The sequence below is a fragment of the Mycobacterium lacus genome, from assembly GCF_010731535.1.
Classification (GTDB): domain Bacteria; phylum Actinomycetota; class Actinomycetes; order Mycobacteriales; family Mycobacteriaceae; genus Mycobacterium; species Mycobacterium lacus.
In genome coordinates this window covers 3,231,677-3,254,862 of record NZ_AP022581.1, presented here as the reverse complement: position 1 = coordinate 3,254,862, position 23,186 = coordinate 3,231,677, and the positions used below count along the sequence as shown (strand labels likewise).

General features: G+C 67.2%; 26 protein-coding genes, 1 tRNA gene and 3 pseudogenes. 17 read left to right on the top strand and 13 right to left on the bottom strand.

Going from position 1 to position 23,186, the window contains the following annotated elements:
• Positions 1-104: 104 nt before the first annotated feature.
• Complete coding sequence (locus tag G6N24_RS14925; RefSeq protein WP_232070576.1) at positions 105-356, bottom strand: hypothetical protein; 252 nt, start codon at positions 354-356, stop codon at positions 105-107.
• Positions 357-587: 231 nt separating this feature from the next.
• On the opposite strand from G6N24_RS14925, the gene G6N24_RS14920 reads away from it, so the two are divergent.
• The 3 genes and pseudogenes from G6N24_RS14920 to G6N24_RS24740 all read left to right on the top strand — a co-directional run.
• Positions 588-1,286 carry an MspA family porin gene (locus tag G6N24_RS14920; protein ID WP_085160634.1) on the top strand — a complete coding sequence of 233 codons (699 nt, stop codon included), beginning with the start codon at positions 588-590 and terminating at the stop codon, positions 1,284-1,286.
• A gap of 248 nt (positions 1,287-1,534) precedes the next feature.
• Entirely contained in the window at positions 1,535-3,181 is a 1,647-nt protein-coding gene (gene lipY, locus G6N24_RS14915) for a triacylglycerol lipase LipY (protein ID WP_169716079.1), read from the top strand.
• A 62-nt stretch (positions 3,182-3,243) separates the two neighbouring features.
• Positions 3,244-3,441 (top strand): annotated as a pseudogene (locus tag G6N24_RS24740) (hypothetical protein); the annotation flags it as partial.
• Between the two features lie 62 nt (positions 3,442-3,503).
• On the opposite strand, the gene G6N24_RS14905 reads toward G6N24_RS24740, so the two are convergent.
• Positions 3,504-3,980, bottom strand: a complete 477-nt coding sequence (locus G6N24_RS14905) for a winged helix-turn-helix transcriptional regulator (protein WP_085160632.1) — start codon at positions 3,978-3,980, stop codon at positions 3,504-3,506.
• 56 nt (positions 3,981-4,036) lie between these two features.
• On the opposite strand from G6N24_RS14905, the gene G6N24_RS14900 reads away from it, so the two are divergent.
• The 6 genes and pseudogenes from G6N24_RS14900 (at position 4,037) to G6N24_RS14870 (ending at position 8,776) form a co-directional block, all read left to right on the top strand.
• The gene (locus tag G6N24_RS14900; protein WP_139822404.1) at positions 4,037-5,167 is read left to right on the top strand and encodes an acyl-CoA dehydrogenase family protein; all 1,131 of its coding nucleotides are present in this window, start codon (positions 4,037-4,039) and stop codon (positions 5,165-5,167) included.
• A pseudogene (locus tag G6N24_RS25880) lies at positions 5,164-5,349 on the top strand (LLM class F420-dependent oxidoreductase); the annotation flags it as partial. The gene G6N24_RS14900 and the pseudogene G6N24_RS25880, both read left to right, overlap by 4 nt.
• A 122-nt stretch (positions 5,350-5,471) precedes the next feature.
• Complete coding sequence (locus G6N24_RS14885) at positions 5,472-6,524, top strand: NADP-dependent oxidoreductase (RefSeq protein WP_085160628.1); 1,053 nt, start codon at positions 5,472-5,474, stop codon at positions 6,522-6,524.
• Between the two features lie 49 nt (positions 6,525-6,573).
• Positions 6,574-6,858, top strand: coding sequence for a hypothetical protein (locus G6N24_RS25875; RefSeq protein WP_372514508.1), 285 nt, complete (start codon positions 6,574-6,576; stop codon positions 6,856-6,858).
• An 89-nt stretch (positions 6,859-6,947) separates the two neighbouring features.
• A complete protein-coding gene (locus G6N24_RS14875; protein ID WP_085160659.1) occupies positions 6,948-7,844 on the top strand; it encodes a DUF808 domain-containing protein in 897 nt (298 codons plus the stop codon).
• Positions 7,841-8,776 (top strand): TIGR03619 family F420-dependent LLM class oxidoreductase, encoded by a 936-nt coding sequence (locus G6N24_RS14870; protein ID WP_085160624.1) that lies wholly within the window; start codon positions 7,841-7,843, stop codon positions 8,774-8,776. The genes G6N24_RS14875 and G6N24_RS14870 overlap by 4 nt, the downstream gene beginning before the upstream one ends.
• Before the next feature lie 16 nt (positions 8,777-8,792).
• Here the strand turns inward: G6N24_RS14870 and G6N24_RS14865 are convergent, their stop codons facing one another.
• The 3 genes from G6N24_RS14865 to G6N24_RS14855 are packed head-to-tail and all read right to left on the bottom strand — an operon-like array spanning position 8,793 to position 12,025.
• Positions 8,793-9,434, bottom strand: a complete 642-nt coding sequence (locus G6N24_RS14865; protein ID WP_232070574.1) for a DUF732 domain-containing protein — start codon at positions 9,432-9,434, stop codon at positions 8,793-8,795.
• 17 nt (positions 9,435-9,451) lie between these two features.
• Positions 9,452-11,134 carry a patatin-like phospholipase family protein gene (locus G6N24_RS14860; protein WP_085160622.1) on the bottom strand — a complete coding sequence of 561 codons (1,683 nt, stop codon included), beginning with the start codon at positions 11,132-11,134 and terminating at the stop codon, positions 9,452-9,454.
• Between the two features lie 6 nt (positions 11,135-11,140).
• Positions 11,141-12,025 (bottom strand): Rv3090 family protease, encoded by an 885-nt coding sequence (locus tag G6N24_RS14855; protein ID WP_085160620.1) that lies wholly within the window; start codon positions 12,023-12,025, stop codon positions 11,141-11,143.
• 46 nt (positions 12,026-12,071) lie between these two features.
• Here G6N24_RS14855 and G6N24_RS14850 point away from each other — a divergent pair, with 46 nt between their 5' ends.
• Together G6N24_RS14850 and G6N24_RS14845 are read left to right on the top strand one after the other, a co-directional pair.
• Entirely contained in the window at positions 12,072-12,461 is a 390-nt protein-coding gene (locus tag G6N24_RS14850; RefSeq protein ID WP_085160618.1) for a DUF4267 domain-containing protein, read from the top strand.
• Between the two features lie 195 nt (positions 12,462-12,656).
• Positions 12,657-13,043 carry a DUF2750 domain-containing protein gene (locus G6N24_RS14845; protein ID WP_085160656.1) on the top strand — a complete coding sequence of 129 codons (387 nt, stop codon included), beginning with the start codon at positions 12,657-12,659 and terminating at the stop codon, positions 13,041-13,043.
• A 196-nt stretch (positions 13,044-13,239) separates the two neighbouring features.
• Here G6N24_RS14845 and G6N24_RS14840 read toward each other — a convergent pair whose 3' ends face one another.
• Genes G6N24_RS14840 through G6N24_RS14830 form a run of 3 tightly spaced genes read right to left on the bottom strand, consistent with a single transcriptional unit; the run spans position 13,240 to position 15,958 of the window.
• Positions 13,240-13,641 (bottom strand): hydrogenase, encoded by a 402-nt coding sequence (locus tag G6N24_RS14840; RefSeq protein WP_085160616.1) that lies wholly within the window; start codon positions 13,639-13,641, stop codon positions 13,240-13,242.
• 9 nt (positions 13,642-13,650) lie between these two features.
• Positions 13,651-15,498, bottom strand: a complete 1,848-nt coding sequence (locus G6N24_RS14835; RefSeq protein ID WP_085160614.1) for a sulfatase-like hydrolase/transferase — start codon at positions 15,496-15,498, stop codon at positions 13,651-13,653.
• On the bottom strand, positions 15,491-15,958 hold the full coding sequence (locus tag G6N24_RS14830) for an SRPBCC family protein (RefSeq protein ID WP_085160612.1): 468 nt from the start codon (positions 15,956-15,958) through the stop codon (positions 15,491-15,493). Before G6N24_RS14830 ends, G6N24_RS14835 begins: the two co-directional genes overlap by 8 nt.
• 143 nt (positions 15,959-16,101) lie before the next feature.
• On the opposite strand from G6N24_RS14830, the pseudogene G6N24_RS14825 reads away from it, so the two are divergent.
• The 3 genes and pseudogenes from G6N24_RS14825 to G6N24_RS14815 form a co-directional block, all read left to right on the top strand.
• A pseudogene (locus G6N24_RS14825) lies at positions 16,102-16,680 on the top strand (TetR family transcriptional regulator); the annotation flags it as partial.
• A gap of 124 nt (positions 16,681-16,804) precedes the next feature.
• A complete protein-coding gene (locus tag G6N24_RS14820) occupies positions 16,805-17,722 on the top strand; it encodes an HpcH/HpaI aldolase/citrate lyase family protein (RefSeq protein ID WP_085160608.1) in 918 nt (305 codons plus the stop codon).
• A gap of 11 nt (positions 17,723-17,733) precedes the next feature.
• Positions 17,734-18,087, top strand: coding sequence for a DUF488 domain-containing protein (locus G6N24_RS14815; RefSeq protein WP_085160606.1), 354 nt, complete (start codon positions 17,734-17,736; stop codon positions 18,085-18,087).
• Between the two features lie 138 nt (positions 18,088-18,225).
• Here the strand turns inward: G6N24_RS14815 and crcB (G6N24_RS14810) are convergent, their stop codons facing one another.
• Together crcB (G6N24_RS14810) and crcB (G6N24_RS14805) are read right to left on the bottom strand one after the other, a co-directional pair.
• Positions 18,226-18,600: a fluoride efflux transporter CrcB gene (gene crcB, locus G6N24_RS14810; protein ID WP_085160602.1), complete on the bottom strand. Its 375-nt coding sequence runs from the start codon at positions 18,598-18,600 to the stop codon at positions 18,226-18,228.
• A complete protein-coding gene (gene crcB, locus G6N24_RS14805) occupies positions 18,597-18,995 on the bottom strand; it encodes a fluoride efflux transporter CrcB (protein WP_085160600.1) in 399 nt (132 codons plus the stop codon). Before crcB (G6N24_RS14805) ends, crcB (G6N24_RS14810) begins: the two co-directional genes overlap by 4 nt.
• Positions 18,996-19,063: 68 nt before the next feature.
• On the opposite strand from crcB (G6N24_RS14805), the gene pgm reads away from it, so the two are divergent.
• Positions 19,064-20,695: a phosphoglucomutase (alpha-D-glucose-1,6-bisphosphate-dependent) gene (gene pgm / locus G6N24_RS14800; RefSeq protein WP_085160598.1), complete on the top strand. Its 1,632-nt coding sequence runs from the start codon at positions 19,064-19,066 to the stop codon at positions 20,693-20,695.
• 66 nt (positions 20,696-20,761) lie between these two features.
• Positions 20,762-20,834 (top strand) — tRNA-Ala (locus G6N24_RS14795).
• A gap of 92 nt (positions 20,835-20,926) precedes the next feature.
• On the opposite strand, the gene G6N24_RS14790 is transcribed toward G6N24_RS14795, so the two are convergent.
• From G6N24_RS14790 to G6N24_RS14780, 3 genes are all read right to left on the bottom strand, one after another.
• The gene (locus G6N24_RS14790) at positions 20,927-21,232 is read right to left on the bottom strand and encodes a hypothetical protein (protein WP_085160596.1); all 306 of its coding nucleotides are present in this window, start codon (positions 21,230-21,232) and stop codon (positions 20,927-20,929) included.
• Positions 21,233-21,573: 341 nt separating this feature from the next.
• Positions 21,574-22,149, bottom strand: coding sequence for a TetR/AcrR family transcriptional regulator (locus tag G6N24_RS14785; RefSeq protein WP_085160594.1), 576 nt, complete (start codon positions 22,147-22,149; stop codon positions 21,574-21,576).
• Positions 22,146-22,469: a DMT family transporter gene (locus tag G6N24_RS14780; protein WP_085160654.1), complete on the bottom strand. Its 324-nt coding sequence runs from the start codon at positions 22,467-22,469 to the stop codon at positions 22,146-22,148. The genes G6N24_RS14785 and G6N24_RS14780 overlap by 4 nt, the downstream gene beginning before the upstream one ends.
• Positions 22,470-22,641: 172 nt before the next feature.
• Here G6N24_RS14780 and G6N24_RS14775 point away from each other — a divergent pair, with 172 nt between their 5' ends.
• Complete coding sequence (locus tag G6N24_RS14775; protein ID WP_085160592.1) at positions 22,642-23,085, top strand: DoxX family protein; 444 nt, start codon at positions 22,642-22,644, stop codon at positions 23,083-23,085.
• Positions 23,086-23,186: the final 101 nt, after the last annotated feature.

Genomic DNA, 23,186 nt, shown 5'->3' with positions numbered 1-23,186 from the left:
GCGGCTCTTCGGTGAGCTCTCCGGCTTGCCTCGAGGTTAGCGTCGCGATCCCTGTGGGCAGGGCCGCAGCCGATCCGTGGTTCAGGGAGGTGTCAGCCTCGGCTTTAGAATCCGTTCTTCTTGCACTTAACATTTCGATTCTGGCAGTACATGCCGATACCACCCCAGTCGCGTTGTGGGCCGCCTTTGATGCCGGGATTGAGCGTGCGCGGGTCCTGCGTCAGGTTCGGGACAAGGATGAGCAAATCGTCGATGATCGCGGGAATTGCGTCATCGTCGGGGTCTGCGCGAGCGACGCCGCTGCTGCCCAGGAGGGCCGTCACCCCTACCAGGACGGCAAACGCTGCGCGCGCCAACCTATGAAGGGTCATTGATCGCCCTCTCTGCTACCTGTCACCAACCCCCGGCTAAGTCTGAAGCTTACCCGCCGAGCGAACATGTGAGCGGTCCACCGCAGTCGAGCGGCGTCGGTCTGGCCAGACTGCCTTGTCTGCATCGCAAACCGGCTACAAACGCGCAACAACTCCGATTTCGCGAACCAGCAAAGCCGTGAGCGAATTGGGCCCGTGCATAGCGTTTAGGCCGTGATGCCGATTTCCGCGGTCGTTCGTCGTGCTGCGGTTCTCGCCGTCTGGCTGGTCGTATCGATGACCGCGCCTTCGGCAGGTGCGCAACCGGACGCCGAACCCCCTCCCGGTGCGGTGCCACCGGCCGACGGGGCCGTACCCCCTGGAGCACCGGTCAGGGTGAACACACCCGACGGCTGGATACTGGCCCTCGGCGCGAAGGACGAGAGACACGTTGCCGTGCCGCCGCTGACCACCGCGACGTCGTCTCGTGAATACCTTTCCAGCGGAATATTCGGCGCTTCGCTAGCCGGGCCGGAATCCCCTCGAGGCTACCTCGAAGCGGGTTACGAGATCGGCTGCGGGATCGACATGAGCACGTCCAACGGCGTCGTCACGGCAAATGGCAGCGGTGTGGCTCCATCTATTGCCTCGGAGCTGCCGCTGGGACCTGGTCAGCCGCCGGTTGTCATACCGCTGATCACCGGGTCGTACAACAACGTGGTCAGCGTGGGGCTCAAGCCCGGGTTCGTCGTCATCGTGCCGGTGGTCAGGAAAGAGTTCCATGGTGCAAATCCTTGGATCATGATCCACGACTTCCACGTCAAGATCGACGGATGCGTCGGCCAGTCGTTCATCCGCTCCTATTCGACCCTGACTCGCATTACCGATGAATCCGACGTGGTGCTGTCCTACGTCGGCACCACCAAGGCCCTCTGACCGCGGTTGCCGAAGTCGATGCCGACTCTGATCCTGGCCAATTCCAGTTCTGCGCTAGAGATTCGGCCGTTTCTGCTTGGCTGGCAGTGGGACCCGGCTTCTTCGGCTTCCCCGCGCGCATACTTCCGCGCCCGCCCGTTGACTTCGACGAGCGACAGAGCGATTGCGCAGGAAACCTCTTCCTCTCGGACGTGGAGGATGTACGTTGCTGCAATGGGCTGCTGAAGGGCTGATCGAGGGGACCGGCAATGAGCTTTTCGGTGTGGCCACCCGAGGTCAATTCGCTGCTGCTGCGTGACGGACCGGGTTCCGGGCCGCTGCTTCAGGCGGCGGCGGCCTGGGACGGGATCGGCAGTGAGTTGAGCTCGGCGGCGAAGGCGTTTGGCTCGATAACCTCGGATCTGGCGGGCCTGGCCTGGCAAGGCCCGGCGTCGGTGTCCATGACGACCGTTGCCGCCCGGTATGTGCACTGGCTGGGAGGGGCGGCCGCTCAAGCCGAGCAGTCAGCGGCCCAAGCGCGGGCGGCCGCGATCGCCTATGAGGCGGCGCTGGCGACGATCGTGGACCCCGGACTGATCGCCGCCAATCGCGGCCAGCTGGTGTCGCTGGCGATCTCCAACCTGTTCGGCCAAAACGCCCCGGCGATCGCGGCCGCCGAGGCTGCGTATGAGCAGATGTGGGCTCAGGATGTCGCCGTCATGAGTGGCTATCACGCCAGCGCGTCGGCGACGGTCGCGCGGCTGGCCTCGTGGGCGCAACCGCTGGAAATTCTGCCTGGACTGCCCGGCGAACTCGCCAGCGCTCTCGACAACGGTTTCGCCCTCATTCAGCAGGAAATTCAGCAGACCACCACGGCGCTGGCCACCGGATTCACTCAGGCGTCCAACACGCTCCTCACCGGAATCTTCGGATCGCCCGCTAATCCGCCCTTCGCGGCAACGCAAACAGGGACCTTCACCGGCACACCGTCATTGGCGACCAGATTTGAAGAAGCTGCGCTGTGGCCGGTGAAACCCCTCCTGAGCTTGTCCGGACTCGAAACTCAACTTGCGGTGCCGGGTAACCCGCTATTGACGCTGATTGCCAGCGACGTCCCACCACTATCGTGGTTTATCGGCAACTCTCCGCCACCGTTGTTGAATTTGCTGCTGGGAGAAACGGTCCAGTACACCACATCCAACGGGATGAGCGTCGTGCAAATCACGCCGGCTCATCCAACCGGCGAATACGTCGTTGCCATTCACGGTGGCGGGTTTGTCCTTCCACCCTCATTCCTGCACTGGATCAATTACTCGGTGATGGCCTACCAGACCGGCGCAACCGTTCAAGTGCCGATTTACCCGTTGGTGCAGGAAGGAGGCACCGCCGGCATTGTGGTACCCCAAATGGCGGGTCTTATCTCCACGCAAATCACTCAACACGGGGCCTCCAACGTCAGCGTGATCGGCGACTCCGCGGGCGGCAACCTCGCACTGGCGGCCGTCCAATACATGGTGGGCCAGGGTGACCCCGTGCCGGCGTCAATGGTTCTGCTGTCCCCGTGGCTGGACGTCGGGATGACCAATCCGAATATTGCGTTCGTCCAAGACCCCCTGCTCCCGCTTGGGCCTGCGCAACAGATCGGCAGGGCGTGGGCAGGCAATCTTGCTGTGAATGACCCCCGGGTGAGTCCGCTGTACGGGTCACTGAACGGACTCCCGCCGACGTATGTGTATTCGGGCAACCTGGACATCCTCGCTCCCGACGTGTTTATCCTGCAGCAAAATGCCGCAGCGCTAGGCGCGCCGATCAGCTTCGTACTGGCCAACGGGCAAATTCACGACTGGATTCTGCTCACCTTGGACGGTTTGCACTACCTCCCGCAGATCAACCAGGAACTCGGTATCGCGGCCTGATTACGGGTCAGGCGAGGCCACCTCGCACATGACTTCCGGCCCATTGGGCCACATGGTGTCCGTCGTCCGTCCTATCCATCGCCGCTGTCGTCGTCATCGGAAACCTCCTCTACGGGGCGGTTTTTGCGCTCCAGCTCGCTACGAAGCTGGGCGGGCGGGTGATCGAATCCTCACCTTCTTCGAAGTGTCCCAGCAGTTCCGAGCCCCGGGTGCCACACTGCGAATGCGCATTCAGGGGAAGAGGAGGCAGACGAGTTTAGCCTTGCTTATCGATTCGCAATAGGTGAGGTTGGGAATCGCTAATGACGTTGTGCCACGGCGCTTACGGCGACGCCAGCTTGTCGCGGAAGCCCGGTCCGGCTTCGGGTGTCACGTTTCGCGCCGTGATCTCGTCGCCGCAACGGGCGCAGATCAGGCGGGGATCGACGAACTCTCCGCACGTGTGGTGCCGCAGCAGAATGGGTGGCCCGCCTGGGTGCGGCAAATGTTCGTCCCCCCACCGCATCAGGACGACTATCGCTCCGAAGAGTTCGCGTCCCGCGTCGGTGAGACGGTACTCGTGACGCTCGGGATCACGCGAGTACGGCACCCGGTTCAGCAGGCCCACATCGACGAGCGTGCGCAACCGCGATGACAGCGTGGGCCGCGGAATGTTGAGGTTGCGAGCGAGCTGACCGTAGCGTTGCACCCCGAAGAACGCCTCGCGCAGGATGAGCAGCGTCCAGCGCTCGCCGACCAACTCAAGTGCGCGGCCGACCGATTCGCCTTCGAAGCGGTGGGACAGGTCGGCGATGGGCATAGTTCAACTACTGTACCTGGTTCAATTGCTGAACCATGGGTGGTAACTTAACTCCGATGGATCAGAGCGACACCGAGATCGAGAACCACGCCGAGAAAATCGCGCTGTCGGCCCGGGAAATGTCCGCGGAGATCGACCGCGACCGCCGACTTCCGGACGAGCTGGTGGTCCGGCTGCGCGAGACCGGGCTGCTGCGCGCCACCATGCCGCAGGAGGTGCAGGCGCTGGAGCTGGCGCCCGGGCCGGCGCTGCGGTGCGCCGAAGCGATGGCGCGTGGTGACGCCTCGGCGGGATGGTGTGTGTCCATCGCTATTACCAGCGCCCTCCTGGTCGCCTACTTGCCGGCGTCCGGCCGCGACGAGATGTTCGGCGGCGGACGGAGTGTCGCGGCGGGGGTGTGGGCGCCGCGCGGTACGGCGCGGTCGGTCGACGGCGGTGTTGTGGTGTCCGGGCGCTGGCCCTTCTGTAGCGGCATCAACCACGCGGACATGATGTTCGCCGGCTGCTTCGTCGACGACAAGCGGGTGCCCTCCGTCGTCGCGCTGCCCAAGGATGACCTGCAGATCCTCGACACGTGGCACACGCTGGGCTTGTGCGGCACCGGCAGCCACGACTGTGTTGCCGACGAGGTCTTTGTGCCGACGGATCGGGTGTTCTCGGTGTTCGACGGGCCGACCATCGATCGGCCGCTGTATCGCTTTCCGGTGTTCGGCTTCTTCGCGCTGTCGATCGGGGCGGCGGCATTGGGCAACGCGCGCGCCGCGATCGACGACCTCGTCGAGCTCGCCGGCGGCAAGAGGGGACTCGGCGCAACGCGCACGTTGGCGCAGCGTCCGGCGACCCAAGCGGCGGTGGCCACGGCCGAGTCGGCGCTGGGCGCCGCCCGCGCGCTGTACTACGAGGCGATCGACGACGCCTGGCAGGCCAGTCACCAACCTGACGCGGTGCCGGTGGCGATGCGCAGCCGCCTGCGTCTGGCGGCCACGCATGCGGTCCGGACCTCGGCCGACGTGGTGCGCATCATGTATGACCTGGCCGGCGGCAGCGCCATCTACGACGGCGCACCCCTGCAGCGCCGATTCCGCGACGCATTCACGGCGACCGCCCATTTCCAGGTCAACGAGGCATCGCGCGAGCTGCCCGGCCGGGTCCTGCTCGATCAGCCTGCCGACGTGTCGATGCTGTGAGCGGTATCGAAGTCGTTCTGCCGTTCTGGCTGGACCGGCCCGACCTCGAGGCAGTGGACGTCGCGCAGGTGGGACTAGCGCTGGGGATCAGTTCGGTCGCCTCGCTCACCGCCAGCCCGGTTGACATCGCCCTTGGAGGCCTCCAGCCGGCGATTGTGGCCGGCTGGCATCACTGTCCATGGGGACCCGGCCGCGCCGCGGCGACCGGCGAAGCCGGCGCCGACTGCGGCGCGGTCGTGCCCGCCACGGCCGAAGACCCGGGCGGCCGGGTGACCCTGGAAGCGCTAACCAGGAGATGTGAATCGTGACCCTTGTCAACACCGTGTGCCGTCTGGCGGCCCGTCCGATCGGCCTGCCGAAGCCCTCGGATTTCGAGGTCGTCGACCAGCCCGCCGGGGATCCGGCGGACGGCGAGTTCCTGGTTCGGGTCGAATACCTATCGGTCGATCCGGCGATGCGGACGTGGATGAACGCGGGGCGGTCGTACGTGCCGCCCGTCGAGATCGGCGAGGTGATGCGCGCCGGCGGCATCGGGCGCGTCATCGACTCGCGTCACCCGGATTTCGCGGCCGGCGACGAGGTGTATGGCGTGTTCGGGGTGCAGCGTTACGCGGTTTCCGACGGGACTGGCGTGACTCCGGTGGACACCTCCGTCGCACCCGCGCCGGTCCATTTGGGCGCTCTCGGAATCGGTGGCTTGACGGCCTACTTCGGACTGCTCGATGTTGGTCGCCCGCAGCCGGGCCAAACCGTCGCCGTCTCCGGTGCCGCCGGTTCGGTGGGCAGCATCGCCGGCCAGATCGCCCGGATCAACGGCTGCCGTACGATCGGCATCGCCGGTGGCGCGGACAAGTGTCGCTGGCTGGTGGACGAGCTCGGATTCGACGCCGCCATCGACTACCAGGCGGTTGATCTGCGGACGCAGCTAAAGATGCACGCCCCCAATGGAATTGACGTCTTCTTCGACAACGTCGGGGGAGCGGTTCTGGAGGCTGCGCTGTCGCGGCTGGCCCGTGGCGCGCGCGTTGTCATCTGTGGGGCCATCTCGCAGTACAACGCCGCCGGCGAGCTACGCGGACCGGCCAACTACATGCAGCTGCTGGTCGCACGGGCATCGATGACCGGCTTCGTCGTCTTCGACTACGCCGACCGATATGCCGAAGCCCTTGCGCAGCTGGCGAATTGGCTGGGCCACGGTGAGTTGCGTTCGCGTGAGCAGGTCGTGCACGGCGGCGTCGGCGACTTTCCTGAGGTTCTGTTGGCGTTGTTTCGCGGTGATAACACCGGCAAGCTGGTCCTCGCGCTCGATGGCCGTTCCTCGCGTCGCCGGGGAGGCCTTGTGGGCCAGTCCGCATAGTCGAGCGATGCAGCGGATACACCGGGCCCCCGTGCATGGATCCCACGCGATGCGGTGTGGCACAGTGCTTCTCGTCGTCGCGATCGCGTTGGGGCTGGTCGCTCGCTCGGAGTCGTCCAGAGCGTCGACCGCCGGGCCGACTCCGGTCGCGACCACTCTCCCGGCGCAGCCACCGCTGGCGTCAGACCCCACGCTGCTCGCCGGCGACTTGGCCGCCGACGAGCACGCGCTGCGCGACCCGTCGTCGTCGGAGGCTGACGTGCTCTTCCCCATCGGTTACGCCGAGACCCAGCCGGTGCCCGTCGCCGACTATTCGGCGGCCCACCCCCAGTGACATTCGGCCAGGCCGGTGCAGCTCATTGGGTCCTCCAACCGGCGCGGGGTGAGGACACAGGTACCCTCCAACGCCATGGCAACGGCGCAATGAGTGCGGGTCTGTTCGGACTCCTAGACGACGTCGCGGCGCTGGCACAGCTGGCCGCCGCAAGCGGTCGCGCGACCGCAAAGGCCGCCGGCGTGGTCATTGACGACACCGCGGTGACCCCGCAATACATCCATGGCATCGCCGCCGAGCGCGAGTTGCCCATCGTCAAACGCATCGCGCTCGGCTCCCTGCGCAACAAGCTGCTGTTCATCCTGCCCGGCGCGTTGCTGCTCAGTCAGTTCGTCCCGTGGCTGCTGACCCCGCTGCTGATGATCGGCGCCACGTATCTGTGCCACGAGGGCGCCGAGAAGGCGTGGGGCACGATCCGCGGTCATGACCGCCGGGCCGCGCCGCTGGCCGCCGAGCATGACGTGGTGACCGGGGCGATCCGAACCGACTTCGTCCTGTCGGCCGAGATCATGGTGATCGCCCTCAACGAGGTGGCCGACCAGGCGTTCGTGCCGCGGCTCATCATCCTCGTGGTCGTCGCCTTGGTCATCACGGTCGGGGTGTACGGCGTCGTGGCCGCGATCGTCAAGATGGACGACGTGGGCCTGCACCTCTCCCAGACCGCAGCACGATTCGGTGGGGCGCTCGGCCGCGGCCTGGTCGCCGGGATGCCCAAGCTGCTCTCGGCGCTCTCAGCGATCGGGACGGTGGTGATGCTCTGGGTCGGCGGCCACATACTGCTGGTCGGCAGCGACCAGCTCGGCTGGCACGCCCCCTACGGCGTGGTGCACCACGCCGTCGAGTCCGTCGGCGCCGTGCTGGCCTGGCTGGTCAACAACGGTATTTCGGCGGTGATTGGATTGGCCGTCGGGGCTGTAGCGGTCGCGGTCATGCACCTGCTGCGCGCCGTTTCGACGCGTAACTCGGCAGGCGAGGTTGGCAGATGACACATCGTCCGGAGATCTCGCTGCACCTGTGCACCTACAGCGAAGATCCGAACCACGACTGGAACGCGACGCTTGACACCGCTCGCGCCATGGATGCCGCTGGCGTGGACCGGGTGATGGTGTCGGACCACATCGCGTTCGGCGAGAACCTCGCCGCCTACGCCAACCCAGCGGTCGGGGGAACCGTCGGTGGCAGGCAACCGACCGGGCCCGACGGTAACTGGCTGGAACCCCTTGTCTTCCTGACCGCGCTGGCTACCACCACGACGCGCATTCGGCTCGGAACCGGAGTCCTGCTCGCGGCGCTGAGACGGCCGGTCGTGCTGGCCAAGCAATTGGCGACCATCGACGTGTTGTCCGGCGGGCGGGTCGACCTCGGCGTGGGCATCGGCTGGCAACGTGAGGAGTACGAAGCCGCGGGCCTGCCGTTCGAGCGCCGAGGACGCCTGCTCGACCACACGCTGGAGGTCTGCCAGGCGCTGTGGACCCAGCAACGCGCCGCCTACCGCTCACCCGAACTGTCCTTCGCCGGCATTCACCAGATGCCGAAGCCGGTGCAATCCGGCGGCATACCGGTCTGGGTCAGCGGCACTGTCAACGCCGCCGTCGCCCGACGGCTGAGCAGATTCGGAAACCGTTGGATCCCTTGGGGCCCCGCGATCAGCGACCTCCAGGGCGCCATCCCGGCCATGAAGCGGGCGATCGCCGACGTCGGAGGGGACCCGAGCGACCTGCACGTCCAGGGCTCCGCCAATTTGGTAAAGGGCCCCGATGGTGCCATCGACGTGCACGCCACAGTTGCCCCGGTGCCGCAGATCCTGGCGGACGGCGGCACCGACATCCGCTTCGCCGGATCGCTACCGACGGATCCCCTCGAAGCGACCGAGCTGCTGTCGGCGCTGGTGCGTGCCTTCCGGGACGTCACTCGGTGAGTCGAATTGATCCGGTTCAGAACCCCGCCACCAGATTGTTGTTTTGCGGGCAGTACGCGCGAACGGAGATGGCCACGAAGTGATCGGCGTTGTCGCTGAACGCGGGACTGCTAGCCCGAAACGCCGCCACGACCTGTTGCACCGTCATCCCTTGGCCGATGTTCTGACACACCGTCTTGCCGTTGTAGATGGCCGCCTCGGGATTGGCGAACGAGATGCCTTGGTCGTTGAGCGCCTGAAGGTACCTGCTGTCCTGGTCCGGTGTGGATGCGATCGACGAGGGGGCGGCGCCCGGCGCCGACGTCGTCGCCGATGCGGACGGCCCAGGCGCCGGCTCCACTGCGTTGGTGGCAGACCGCGGCCTGGTTAACGCCCAAACCCCCAAAACGAGTGCCCCCAACCCGACACCGATCACGAAGATGGTGGCGGCCCTGCTCCAGGTAGCCCGCCATGACTGGTGGGCGGCCGCCGGTTCGTGCTCGACGTCGCCGTGGATTTCGTCGTCGAGGGCGGGCTCGATGGCCGGCTCGATGGCACCGCCATCGTCGCCCGACCACGCGAGCTCGACGGCATCGGTAGGTAAGGGATTGGGCACGCCGACGGTCTCGCCACCGTCGGCTGCGGCTGGTTCGTCGGGGGCCGGGCCCGGCTCGGCCATGGGCGTCATGGTAGCGATCACGTCAGGTGGCGGTTTCGCCACCGCCTGAACCGACCCGTCGGCGCCTGGATCGCGGCCATCACCGAGCTCATCGACGATGCCACCGACTTCGCCCGCACCGCCGGCCCGGCGACCGGCGGGTTGTCGCCCTCCCACCATGTCGGTTCCAACAGCGCCGATGTCACCGGGATCGCCTCGTCGGCACTCTTGTGTCCCCACGCGCACGCGCGATCGATGGCCGCGACCGAGGGCGCCAGGTTGACCGGCGACAGTGTCGGCTCGAATCGAACGAGGTGATCGGCGTACGGCAGATTGCGCACCATCTGCAGCTGGATCGCCTGGGTGATCGGGGCCAGCCACAGGTGCCGGGAGTCCCATTGCGGATGGAAACAGTCGAAGGCCAGATAGCATGCGTTGCGGGTGCCGAGTTTCCCGTCCCGGACCCGCTTCCACGCCAGCTCGATCGGGACGTTGCTCGCCGCGCCGCCATCGACCATCGCGGCGATGTCCTCCTCGGCGCACAGGGCGTCGAGCATCGGCACCATGCGAGGGTCGCTCGTCTCATGGTGCAGCACACCAGGAATGGCCGACGAGAACGACGCCGCGTCGACGACGTCGAAGTCGAGGGCCGGCTCATCGCCACTGACGATGATCGGCTTGACCACCCGCACATCGATGAAGGCGGCCACCTGCCACATGCGCATGCCCACCACCGGGCCGATGCCGATCGGGCGGAACGGAAGCGATCGCAATTGCAGGGCCGCCAGTTCGGGACGGCGGAACCGCGACGGCAGCTTCGCATAGGGTTGCCGTCGCACGCCGGCGACCACGATGTCGAACGGAATTGCCAAGTCCGACATGCGCATCCGTTCGCCATCCGCGCGGCTGAGCATCGCATGGGCGAACTGGTCGAAACGCATCGCGAAGAGGCCCGCGAGGCCATGGCGGCGGCGCAGGCGCTCGGGCCCGAGGATGGCGCGGTACGACACGGTCTTCGCCCACGCGACGTACTCCTCGATCGGCACGGGCAGGGCGCGGCTGACGAGGCTGCCGATGATCGAGCCGAACGACGAGCCGATCATGTAGTCGGGCACCTGGCCGGCCTCCAGCAGCCGCTGCATGCCGCCGATGTAGACGAAACCCGCACCGCCGCCGCCGCCGAGAACCGTGACGAGCTTCTTGTAGCCGACCTCGGCGTCCAGTTCGGCCGGGGAGAAGTCATTCTTGTGGCGCTCGATGAGCACTTGCCGCTGGTCGTCCTGGTCGGCGGCCAGACCCGGCAGCACGTCCCGCGCCGTCTTCAGGGCCGTGATCGGGTCTGGTTCCTCGCGCAGCGGTCCGTACAGGGCGTCGGCGACCCTGGACCGCCAGGGCGCGACTTCGGCACCTATCGAGACGTCTCCGCGCCCGCGCGTTGAGCCCGGACCCGCGGCCCCCGGTTCGAAGTCGGCCAGCCGGGCGAAGTTGAGGATGTAGCGCAGCTTGCGCAGCTGCTCGCTGCTCAACACGTCCGGTGCGGATAGCTGGTGCCGGACGAGCCGGTTTTCCATCCGTTGCAGCAGCAGCGCCGGCTCGGCCGACAGCAGGTCGGTGGCGTCGACGGACTCGATGCTCTCGTCCTCGAGTTCCTCGATGAGGTCAAGTGCGGCCCCGCGGCGCCCGAGGGGGCCGAGCACCGCGTCGGCGAACGGGATCTGCATGAGGATTCAGCGTCCCGGGACGGGAACGGTGGGCAGAGCTGAGCTGCCCGGCCAACAACCGAGCGGGCTGATCCCCTTGTTGATCGCGGCCGTAATGCAGTTCTGCACAACAACATTGGGGTCGTTGCTGATCGAGCGGGACAGGATCTCGTTGGCCTTCGCCTGGGCCTCGGCGGTCCGTTGGGCCTCCACGGCGATCGAGGTCTGGGCGCGTTGCTGGTTGAGCTGGTTGATCTTGTCCTCGGTGCCCTGGTCGTACTGGATCGTGGGCACGTTGACGTCGAAGATGTCGACCTGGCCACTCACGTCCTGGCGCATGATGTCGGCGGCACGCTTGGCCAGTGACGGCAGCGGGGAGACGTCGAGGTTCTGCGGGTCCAGGGGGTTGAACGCGGCGAACACCTCGTTGAGCGCGACCGACAGATTGCGCTCGATGAGATTGACGCGCACGTTGTCGAAGGTCTTGTACTGCTGGAACAGTTCGGGGGCGGCGTGCTGCTTGAGCTGCCAGCGGATGCTGACGTCGGCCAGGGCGGTGGATTGGTTGCCCAGCCGCACCATAATGCGCTCGTCGTGGTTGCCGACTTTGACGTACTTGTCGATCTGAATGGCACCGTCCATCTGGTGGGTCATCTGCCAGGGCCACTTGGCGTGGAAGCCGTTGTTCAGGCTGACTCCGGTCGGGCGGCCGAACGTGGTGACGATCGCGATCTGGCGGGTTCCGACGATGGTGAAGCAGCCCCAGAAGAAGAACAGCACCGCCGCCGCCAGTGCGCCTATCGTGACCGCTTTGGCGCGAGCGCCTTGGCTATTACGTTTGAGCAGCCAGAACAAGCCCGCTACGCCGGCGACGATCAAGCCAATGATCACGAATACGATCTGCCACGTCATCCCTAGACTCCTTCTGCAGGTGGTAGTGGAAGCCTAGGCTGCTGCCATGTCGATCGATCGTGTCGCGCTCGTCGCGGGCAGCATCCGGCTCGCCTCGGGCATCTCGTTTCTCGTCGACCCCGTTCGTGCGAACCGGCTGTGGGGAGCGGATGCGCAGGAGTCGTCGCCGACGGCGCTGCTGCTGTCGCGGTCGATGGGCTATCGCGACGCATTGATCGGCGGCCTACTCGCGACGGCCGCGCTGCGCGGCAAGAACACCGGCGGCTGGTTCCTCGCCTCCGCCGGCGCGGATGCGTCCGACCTGCTCGGCGGGCTGAGCGTGCGTCACGAGCTGAAGCCCGCCCAGCGAATCGTCGGCCTCGGCGGCGCCGTCGTCGGCATCGGTGTCGGGCTCTGGGGCGCGGCGCGCCGGACCCCAGGCGAGGCATCGGACTAGCGGGACGACGCCACTATGCCAGCGCTTGGTCGATCGGCGGCTGTGTTGCCGCATCTGTGTGCCCAGGAAAGCGGCCGGATGATCAACATCGGCTCGGTGTAGGGTTCTGCCGGCGGCGTACGGCGTGTTGCACCCAGCTCCCAAACACGCTGGGCTACCGAAAGTTGTTCGGGTTCTAAGGGTTAGGGGTGAGTGGTGGCTTTTCACTTGACTGTCGATCTTCAGGCGCGGTATGGGCGTTTTGTCGACCGCGTGCGCGCGACGGGCGAGGTCTGGGTGCTTGTAGGCCCAGAGATGCGGGGAGCGTGGGTCGAGTCAAACCACTACGTGGCAGAAGACGACGAGCCCGTCCGGGTCCACCTGATCTTCTCCACGGCCGCCTATGCGCGCCAGCACGCCACGGCGGAGTGGGCGGATTGGGAGGCGGCATCGTTGGACCTCGACGAGTTCATCGCCGGGCCGCTGAAGACCATGCAGGAAAGCGGTGATTTGGTGGGACCCGACTTCAATGCCGACCTTGCCGGTGTTGAGATTGAGCCCATCGATCTGGCCCGTGTCCTCCTCGGCGAGTCCGAGGCGTAAGCCCCGTCTGTGCGGAATCGAGCCCGAATTCACGGTCTTGGAGAAGCCGTCCCTATTCTCTCGTGTCCTGTTCGACAGGGCCGGAGTCTGGCTGTCGGACCCGGTCCCGCAAGTTCGCACGCTGGGATGATCGCGCGACCGAGATCGAGGCCGTCATGGACCAGCTTCGAGGACCGCGGCACGGTTGAGTTCGCCGTCAGAGCCCGACGATGACGATGACCACCCCGACCACGATGGACGCCGCCAGGGACAGCAAGAGAAAGTTGACGAATCCCTCCTTGGCCGCCGACGCCTCGTGGCCGCCGGCCGCGATCGGCGCGAGCTTGCGGCCCGCGCCCCAAGCCGCCGCCAACAGCGTCGCCAGCCAGTTCGCGTAGGCGGCGTACACGACAAGCACGACGACGGCGACCTTCCATGCGCCGGGCAGGTCGATGTGCGGCCAGAGCAGGCCCAGCAGCACGAGGAACATGCCGTTGAGGACCGCCTCGAGGTGGCTCGACAGCGCCATGCGGGGGTTCGTCAGTGCCGGGACGGCGAACCCGGTGAGCAGGCCGAGCAGGAACAGGACCAGTCCAAGGGTGAACAGCAGAGTCTGCATGGCAGAACCCTATCGGCGCGGCCCGACGGCCGGTCTACCGCCGACGCGACCGCCCAAGCGGCCCAACACTCGCCGCGCCCGACCCTTCGACCCGCCGGCGGGCGGCTGTCGGTTCGCGTACGGCCAGGGCCGGTTGCGCTCCGGCACCGACGACGCCCGCTGCTGTTTGAGCTGCATCCGCAGGTGCCGTCGCAGCTCGTGCAGTTCGGGGTCGGTCCACCGGTTCTGGGACTCGATCGGATCGGCGGTCAGGTCGTAGAGCTCCCATTGATCGTCGAGCGGATCGGTGCGATAGGCCTCGCCGCCAACGCCGTTGGTGGCCAGGTGACGCACCCCGGGCTCGGTCCAGGTGGCCGGGTCGTCGAAGGTGCGGACCAGCTTCCATAGATGCCCGGCGCCGCCCCTGGCCTGCGTGTCGTCCACCCGCACGACCAAACCCTCGAAGTTGGCGGCGACGTGCGCCGGCACCCTGATTCGAAGGGGCGCAGGCGGATTCACGGCCCGACCCAATTGCCGGGCGAACGCCGAGGCGCCGGTGTCGCCTTCGAGCACGTTGTCGCGCGTCATCAGGTAGACGGTTCGGCCGTCGTCCGCCGGCCCCCCGTCCACGACCGGCATCAGGTCACGGCCGGGCAGCGGATGCACCTCGGAGAACGACTCGGCGAGCGCGGCGGCCGTCGCCTCCACGTCGATGCCCGCCGCGCCGAGCAGCGTCGGCACCAGGTCGACATGCGACGTCGGCGCCGAGACCGTGCGCGCCTGCGTCGCATTCTCGCCGACGCGGACGATGACGAACGGCACCCTGGTGGCCTCGTCGTACAGGTTGAACCACTTCTGGTGCAGTCCGCCGTGCGCCCCAAGCAGGTCCCCGTGATCGGAGGTGCGCACCAGGACGGCGTTGCCGGAGCCACCGTCGGTGACCGCGCGGCGCACCCGGTCGATCGGCCCGTCGACCTCGGCATGCAGGCGGTAGTAGAGGTCGCGGTAGCGCTGGGCGTTGCGCTCGTAGCTGCGGCTGACCGCGCCCGCCGGACCGTATCCGGAGTAGTACGCCTCGCGGAAAGCGATCTGGGCGGCCGGCTTTGTCGATAGGTCCTCGTTGGCGGTGGGCGCGGCCGGCACGTGCGGCGGATCCAGGGGGGAGCGCTTCACGGGGCTGCGTCGTACCCATGCCGGGAACAGCACGATGTCGTGCGGGTTGACGAAGCTGGCCACCAGGAGGAACGGGCGCATCGCCGCCGCGTCGCCCGCGCGACGCCGCGCGTAGCGGTCGTCCAGCCACGCGACGACACGATCGGCGATGAGCGGGTCGCGGCGAAAACCGCTGTTAGCCAATCCCGCCCCGTGCGGCTCGGGTCCTACCCATCCGGAGAAGCCGTACGGGCCGAGCGGGTCGGCGTCGAGGTAGCGCCGCACCGCGGCCGGGTCGACGACGCCGTCGTCGTCGTTGGTGGCCAGCGATCCGCCAGTTGTCGGGTCGGGCAGGTCGGCGTGCGAGATGTGCCACTTGCCGTCGTAGTGGGTGTCATAGCCCGCCGCGCGAAACCAGTTGCCCAGGGTCGGCACCTCGCCGGCACGCAGCCAGCGCAGCCGGGAGTCGTCGAATCGCTTGCCGATGCCGTCGGTCTGCGTGACGCCATGCAGATCCGGATACTGTCCGGTGAAAATCGTTGGGCGGCTGGGCACGCACGCCAACGAGCCGGTGTAATGCCGCGTGAAACTGACCCCGTGCTCGTCGAACCAACCGCGTCCTCGCAGCGTCCGCTGGCGCCAGGAGAGCACGTCGGCCGACTCGTACGGCGGCGCCGCACGCTCCTCGTCGGTCATCAGGATGACGATGTCGGGACGGTCAGGCATGCGTGTTCTCCCATCGATGCGCCAGCCCGGCGAGCAACACGGCGGACTGCTTGGCGATGACGCGGAGTGCGGCCCACTCCGCCAGGCGAGCCGGCGGGCCGGCGCCAATCTCGACCGAGCTGGTCAGTGTCACCAGGGTCGCGTCACCGGTTGGGCGCAGCGTCCAGCGATTGACGACCTTGCCCAACCGGGTGGGGAGGCCCTCGATGCGATACGCCAGCGTCGCGGGCGGGTCGAACTCGATGACGCGCTCCACCAGCGCGTTGCGACCCATCTGTACGCGGCGGGTGGTGCCCAACGGCGCGCCGCCGGGGCCGCGGTTCATGACGCACGAGTGGTCGACGTTGTCGGCCCACGAACTCACGGCGCCGAGGTCGGCCAGTACGTCCCAGACCGCCTGCCGCGGCGCCGCTATCGTGCGGCGTCGGCTGATGTCTGCCACCCCGCCATCCAACACCATGGCGGGCCAAGCTTTCAGGCTGTTGCGCGCGAGCAGACGCAGAATCGCATCGCGCGGACCTCGCGCGTGCGATTCTGCGTCTGCTCGGCCGGATGGGGTACCGTAACCTTGTTACTCGGCTGTGACAAGGGGCGAACTCGACGATGGTTAGCGCAGAAGTTGTGACCGGCGAGGCGGATCGCCGCCACGACCGCATCCTCGACGTCGTCGTCGACATCCTGGAAACCGAGGGTTACGACGCCGTGCAGCTGCGGGAGGTCGCGCGGCGCGCGCGGACATCCTTGGCCACCATTTACAGGCGCTATCCGACCCGGGATGCGCTGATCGTGGCCGCCCTCGAGTGCTGGATGGACGAGAACCGATACGCCGGACTGGCAACCCAGGCGCCCGACCCGAACGAATCCCTCTATGACGGCCTCATGCGCGTATTCCGGACGATCTTCGAGCCGTGGGAGCGTCACCCGGACATGCTGAGAGCGTATTACCGCGCGCGTTTTGCACCGGGTGGTCAGCGGCTGGTGAGCCGGGGTCTGGACGCCGTCGTCCCCGCCGCCATGGCCGTACTCGCCGAGGCCGAGCCCGATCTCGTGGCGGACCTCCCCCCAATCGTGTCCAACCTCGCCTACGGCCTGGTGGGGCGTTTTGCCGCCGGCGAGATCGCCATCACCGAGATCTTGTCGACGCTGGATCGCGCGCTGTTTCGCCTGACATCGGGCCACGAGCGGCGGGGGTTCGAGGCGAGGCAGCCGTTAGAGGCAGTGCTCCAAACACCGGCCGGAAATCCGTTTGGCGAGGTGGCTACGGTTAGGGAAACACCGACGAACCGAAGAGACGGTAGATCACCCCATGTATGAACAGGTCAACAGCCACGTGGTGGATCCGGCCGACATCGGCTCCCGCATCGATCCGGTCCTGGCCCGGAGTTGGTTATTGGTCAATGGCGCGCACGCCGACCGCTTCGAGGCCGCCGCGCGTTCCCGCGCCGACATCGTCGTGCTCGACATCGAGGACGCCGTCGCGCCCAAAGACAAGAAGGCCGCGCGCGACAACGTCGTGGGTTGGCTCGACCGCGACAACACCGACTGGGTTCGCATCAACGGCTTCGGTACCCCGTGGTGGGCCGACGATATAGCCACGCTGGCCGGTAGCTCGGTGGGCGGGGTGATGCTGGCGATGGTCGAATCGGTGGACCACATCACCGAGACCGCGAAACGACTGCCCAGCGTGCCGATCGTGGCGCTGGTCGAAACGGCCCGCGGACTGGAGCGCATCACCGAGATCGCCGCGGCCAAGGGCACTTTCCGGCTCGCGTTCGGCATCGGCGACTTCCGGCGCGACACCGGTTTCGGGGAGGACCCCAGCACCCTCGCTTACGCCCGGTCACGCTTCACCATCGCGGCCAAGGCGGCCGGCTTGCCCAGCGCGATCGACGGTCCGACCATCGGCTCCAACCCGCTGAAGCTCATCGAGGCGACGGCCGTCTCCGTGGAGTTCGGGATGACCGGCAAGATCTGCCTGTCGCCGGACCAGTGTGTGGTGGTGAACGAGGGATTATCCCCCTCATCGGACGAAATCGGTTGGGCGAAGGAGTTTTTCGCCGAGTTCGAGCGCGACGGGGGAGAGATCCGCAACGGTTCCGACCTGCCGCGCATTGCCCGGGCCACCAAGATCCTCGAGCTGGCCCGGGCCTACGGCATCGAAGTGTCCGACTTCGAGGACGAACCGGTGCACATGCCCGCGCCGTCGGACACGTATCACTACTAGGCGGCGACTGGATGTCGCCCAGCCGGATCCGGACGGCGCGGATCTATGAAGACGTCGACCCCGACGACGGCCAGCGCGTCCTGGTCGATCGCATCTGGCCGCGAGGCATCCGCAAGGACGACCCACGGGTGGGCATCTGGTGCCAGGATGTCGCGCCGTCGAAGGAACTGCGCGAGTGGTATCAGCACCGGCCCGAAAGGTTCGACGAATTCGCGTCGCGCTACGAGCGGGAGCTCTCCGACAGCGCCGCGCTCGAGGAGCTGCGCACGCTGACCCAGCGCGGCGTCGTGACATTGGTGACCGCCGTTCGCGAGGTGGAGATCAGCCATGCGGCCGTCCTCGCGAGGCTGCTCCAAGGCCGCTGATTCCGCAGGCGGTGAGACGATCGTCAGCCCGAAATGCACCGAACAGATCCAGCATCGCATCGGCCAGAAACCCGCGGGTTGGGCCGATCGCGCGTTGGCGCTCACCGAAGTACGCGGTCAACTTCAGGCATTGCTGGTTCATACCTGCTGCGCGACCCATTGCCCGATCAGCGCGGCGGCCAAGCCGAGCACGACGCTGACTCCGATGTTGGCGAACGCCCAAAGCATCTGGCGCTCCTCGCTGAGCCGCTGGGTTTCCAGCATCCAGGTGGAAAAGGTGGTGTAGGCGCCGACGAACGCGGTGCCGGCCAGCAGGGCCGCATCCCTGGACAGCGCCAGGCCGCCGAGAAACCCGAGCAGGGCGGCGCCGCTGATGTTCACCGTCAGCGTGCCGTAGGGAAACGCCCGGGCCATCCCGCGGGCGACCGCGCGATCCACCAGAAAACGCGATACGGACCCGATGCCGCCGACCAGCAGTACGCCGAGCCAGAGGGCGGCCGTCGTCGCCGTCACGAACGTATCCGCACTCGGCGTACCACCACCGTGGCCAGGTGCACCGCCAGAAATCCCAGCACGATGCTGGTGACGGTGTAGCCGGCGGCCAACGCCCAATGGCCGTGTTCGATCATCTTCAGCGTCTCGACCTGCATCGTCGAGAACGTGGTCAGGCCACCGCACAATCCGGTGCCGAGCAGCGGGCGCCGATAACTCGACAACGGCAGCCGTTCCAGCAGCCGGGTGGTGAAGTAGCCCACCAGGAAGGCGCCCACGATGTTGACGGTGAACGTCGGCCAGGGCCACCGCGCCGGGTCGGGGACGGCCAGCATGCCCAGCGCGGCTCGAGCCAGCGCACCCAATCCCCCGCCGGCGAAAATCGCGGCCAACTCGCGATAGTCGTGGTTTGCCACTCGTCGATTCCCTTCGGTGTGCCGGTGATCGCTTCGCAGCGTAGGGCCTGCGGGCAGAATTGGTACCCATGGTGGCCCACCCGCGTGCCGGTCAACCGGCCCAGCCCGAGGACCTCGTCGACCTGCCCCACCTGGTTACCGCGTATTACGCGGTTGAGCCCGATCCCGACGACATCGCTCAGCAGGTGGTGTTCGGTACCTCGGGCCACCGCGGCTCGGCGCTGGCCGGGGCGTTCAACGAAGCCCACATCCTGGCCATCACCCAAGCGATCGTCGAGTACCGCGGCGCCCACGGCACGACCGGGCCGTTGTTCATCGGCCGTGACACGCACGGCCTTTCGGAGCCGGCCTGGGTGTCGGCGCTGGAGGTGCTTGCCGCCAACGAAGTGGTAGCGGTGGTGGACAGCCGCGACCGGTACACGCCGACGCCGGCGATCAGCCACGCCATCCTCGCCTACAACCGCGGCCGCACCGACGCGCACGCCGACGGGATCGTCGTCACCCCCTCGCACAACCCGCCACCGGACGGCGGCTTCAAGTACAACCCGCCCGACGGCGGTCCGGCGGACACCGACGTCACCAACGCAATAGCCAAGCGCGCCAACGAGATTCTGCGTAATGGTTCGGAAGTGAAGCGGGTGCCTTTGGCGCGCGCGCTGCGGAGCGCCCAGCGCCACGATTATTTGGGCAACTACGTCGACGACCTGCCGGACGTGGTCGATGTCGCCGCGATCCGCCGCGCCGGGGTGCGAATCGGCGCCGACCCGCTGGGCGGGGCCAGCGTGGACTACTGGGGCGAGATCGCGTCCCGGCACCGCCTGGAGCTGACCGTGGTCAATCCGCTGGTCGACGCGACGTGGCGGTTCATGACGCTCGACCACGACGGCAAGATCCGGATGGACTGCAGCTCGCCGGACGCGATGGCCTCGCTGATCGCCAACCGCGACCGCTACCAGATCGCCACCGGCAACGACGCCGACGCCGACCGCCACGGCATCGTCACCCCCGACGCGGGGCTGCTGAATCCGAATCACTATCTGGCGGTGGCCATCGACTACCTCTATACCCACCGGCCGTCCTGGCCGTCTGGTGTCGCCGTCGGCAAGACGGCGGTCAGTTCGTCGATCATCGACCGGGTGGTCGCGGGCATCGGGCGTCGGCTGGTTGAGGTGCCGGTCGGGTTCAAGTGGTTCGTCGATCCCCTGATCGGCGGAACGATCGGGTTCGGCGGCGAGGAGTCGGCGGGCGCGTCGTTCCTGCGGCGCGACGGATCGGTGTGGACCACCGACAAGGACGGCATCATCATGGCGCTGCTGGCCGCCGAGATCCTGGCCGTCACCGGCGCCACGCCGTCGCAGCGGTATGCCGAGCTGGCCTGCGAGTACGGCGCGCCGGCCTATGCCCGGGTGGACGTGCCCGCCGACCGCGAGCAGAAGGCCCGGCTGGCCAAGCTGTCGGCCGATCAGGTCAGCGCCACCGAGCTGGCCGGCGAGCCGATCCTCGCAAAGCTGACCGCCGCGCCGGGCAATGGCGCGCCGCTGGGTGGACTGAAGGTGACGACGGCCAACGCATGGTTTGCCGCACGACCGTCGGGCACCGAGGACGTCTACAAGATCTACGCCGAGTCCTTCCGCGGACCCGAGCATCTGGCCGAGGTCGAAAAGATGGCCCGGGAAGTGGTCAATCGGGTCATCGGGTGAGCGGCAGTGACCAGGGACTTTGAACCCATCTTGACAGTGGTGTAGCTTCGATGGGCACAACTTCTCGGGGCTATGGCGCAGCTGGTAGCGCACCACACTGGCAGTGTGGGGGTCAGGGGTTCGAGTCCCCTTAGCTCCACCGAAAAGCGCGGCTTTCGGCGGACGACGGTTGGCGCTTCGAACCTCGCCAGTGTGTGCATCGCCGCGTGGGGATGGGTGGGAAATCCGTTGTTAGGACGCCATTGGTCGGTTGTGCTCGGCGATGAATCGCTCGAGTTCCGCGACGGAGACAACCGCGTCGGCCGGTGGGGTCGTCGCCTTCTCGACGACCCACTGCCGCATGAGCGTCGTTGCGGGGATGCCCAGGGCGCCGGCTTGCCTGCGCACCTTGTCGACCAATGACTGGGGGAGTCGGATCGACGTCGAGACCATGACCTCGCCGGTGGTGTGGGTGTCCATTTCCGCGTCGGCGAATTCGTTCGCGACGTCGGTGTTGTCGTAGTAGTCGCGAAGCTCGTTGAGCTTGTCGTGGTTCATGTCATCGTCCCTTCTCGCGGAACAGGCGCTTTTCGTTTTTGTCATATCCGCGAGCGGTGACGGCGAAGGCCCGACCGTCGGCGGCTTCGGTGACGACCACCAGGAGGTGTCGTCTTGCGCGGCTGGTGCCGAGAATCAGGGTCGTTCGGTCTCGTCCTGCGGTGGTCAACCTTGGTCGGCCGCAGAGCTCTCCTCGCGGCACATCCGACCGATCAGGCACACGTGTGGCTTCGTGACGAGGTCACCACCGCGTACGACGCTGTAGTCGCTGATTATTCGCGTGCCGTCACTGCACAGTCGGCGTGTTCACCACTGGCCGCCGAGGAGACCGGGAGCGCACGCTAATGCGAAGGGCCGGTTGGGCTTTCGGCAACCAGTCTGACGATTGCGTCGGTGAGCGCGGCGGTGCTCAGCGGCGTACCGGTGATGAGCGAGTGCAGCGTGGCGCCGTCGAGAAACACGATGACCGCGTCGGCGGCTCGCCGGCCGATGCGCGGTTCCAGCAGCGCGCATAGACCCTCCTGCCAGAGCCGGGCCAGGCGCTGCAACTCGGGGTGGTGGGTCGCCGCGGCGTAGAGCTCGTTGAGCGCGCGGTGCCGGTCCTGGTCGACCAGGTATTCGGCGGTGAGCCGGGCGAGGGTGCCAGGAAGGTCGTCGTGGTCGTCGAGCTCGCGACGCCACTGCTCGAGCCATTCGGCCGACGCGTTTGCGGCGTGCGCCAGCGCGGCTTCGCGCAGCGCGCCGAGGTCACTGAAGTAGTAGGTCGTCGACCCAACCGGTACGCCGGCCTCCGCGGCGACCCGGCGGTGGGTCAGCTCACCGAGGCCCCGGCGGGCGATCACGCGCCCGGCCGCCTCGACGATCGCCTGCCGGCGACCGGCAGGGTCGCGCGGACGGCGGTCGGGGACAGCGGTCAATGGGCACCGGCCAGGTTCAACGTCACGACGCCGACGATGATCAGCCCGACGCCCACCACCTTCGCCACCGACACCGGCGAGCCGAGGAACAGCACGGCGATCAGCACGATGGCGGCCGTGCCGATTGCCGACCACAACGCATAGGCGACGTCCGTCTGCATGCCGCGCGAGATGGACAGCGCCAGCAGGACGAAAGCAACGGCGTAACCACCCAGGCAGGCCAGGGCGGGCCAGGGTCGGGTAAAACCTTCGGTGCTCTTCAGCAGGCTGGTCGCCACCACCTCCGCGGCGATCGCGCAGAACAGGAGCAGATAGGTCAAGATGCCTCCTTGTGTACGAATGTACATGTACAAACGTACATAACCGAGGCTTGGGCGCAAAATTGGCCGCGACGATCGTCGCCCGCGTCGCGCTCGTCATCCCGAGCGGCCGTCACCCGCCGGCACTCGCGCATGGCCCTGCTCGCCACTTCGGCGGCCGTAACGTTGTGTCGTGAAGGAGAATCTCAACGAGAGCCTCACCCGTTATTCGCCAGCTGTGTTGGGCCTCTTCCGGTTCGTCTACGGCCTGCTCTTCGCCGGGTACGGCTCGATGAACCTCTTTGGCTGGCCGGTAAGTCCGCCGCATGCCGTCGAGTTCGCAGTCTGGCCCGCGTGGTATGCCGGGCTGATCCAATTCGTCGCGGGGTTCCTGATTGCGACCGGCTTGTGGACCCGCGCCGCCGCGTTCATCGCGTCGGGAGAGATGGCGATCGCCTACTTGTGGCAGCATCAACCACACGTACTGTGGCCGATCGGCAATCCCCCGACGGGCAATGGTGGGACTCCGGCGATTCTCTTCTGCTTCGGCTTCTTCCTGCTGGTCTTCACCGGCGCGGGAAGCTACTCGATCGACGCCCTGCGCGCCGCGCGTCCGAGCGCCCGCCCTCGAGCGTGATGCCCGCTTCACCGTCGTCGGAGGCGGGCACGTGGGCCTTCGGGGACTTTGGCCTCTACGCGGGGACCCTCGGCATGGGAGACGATGACGACACCGCCACG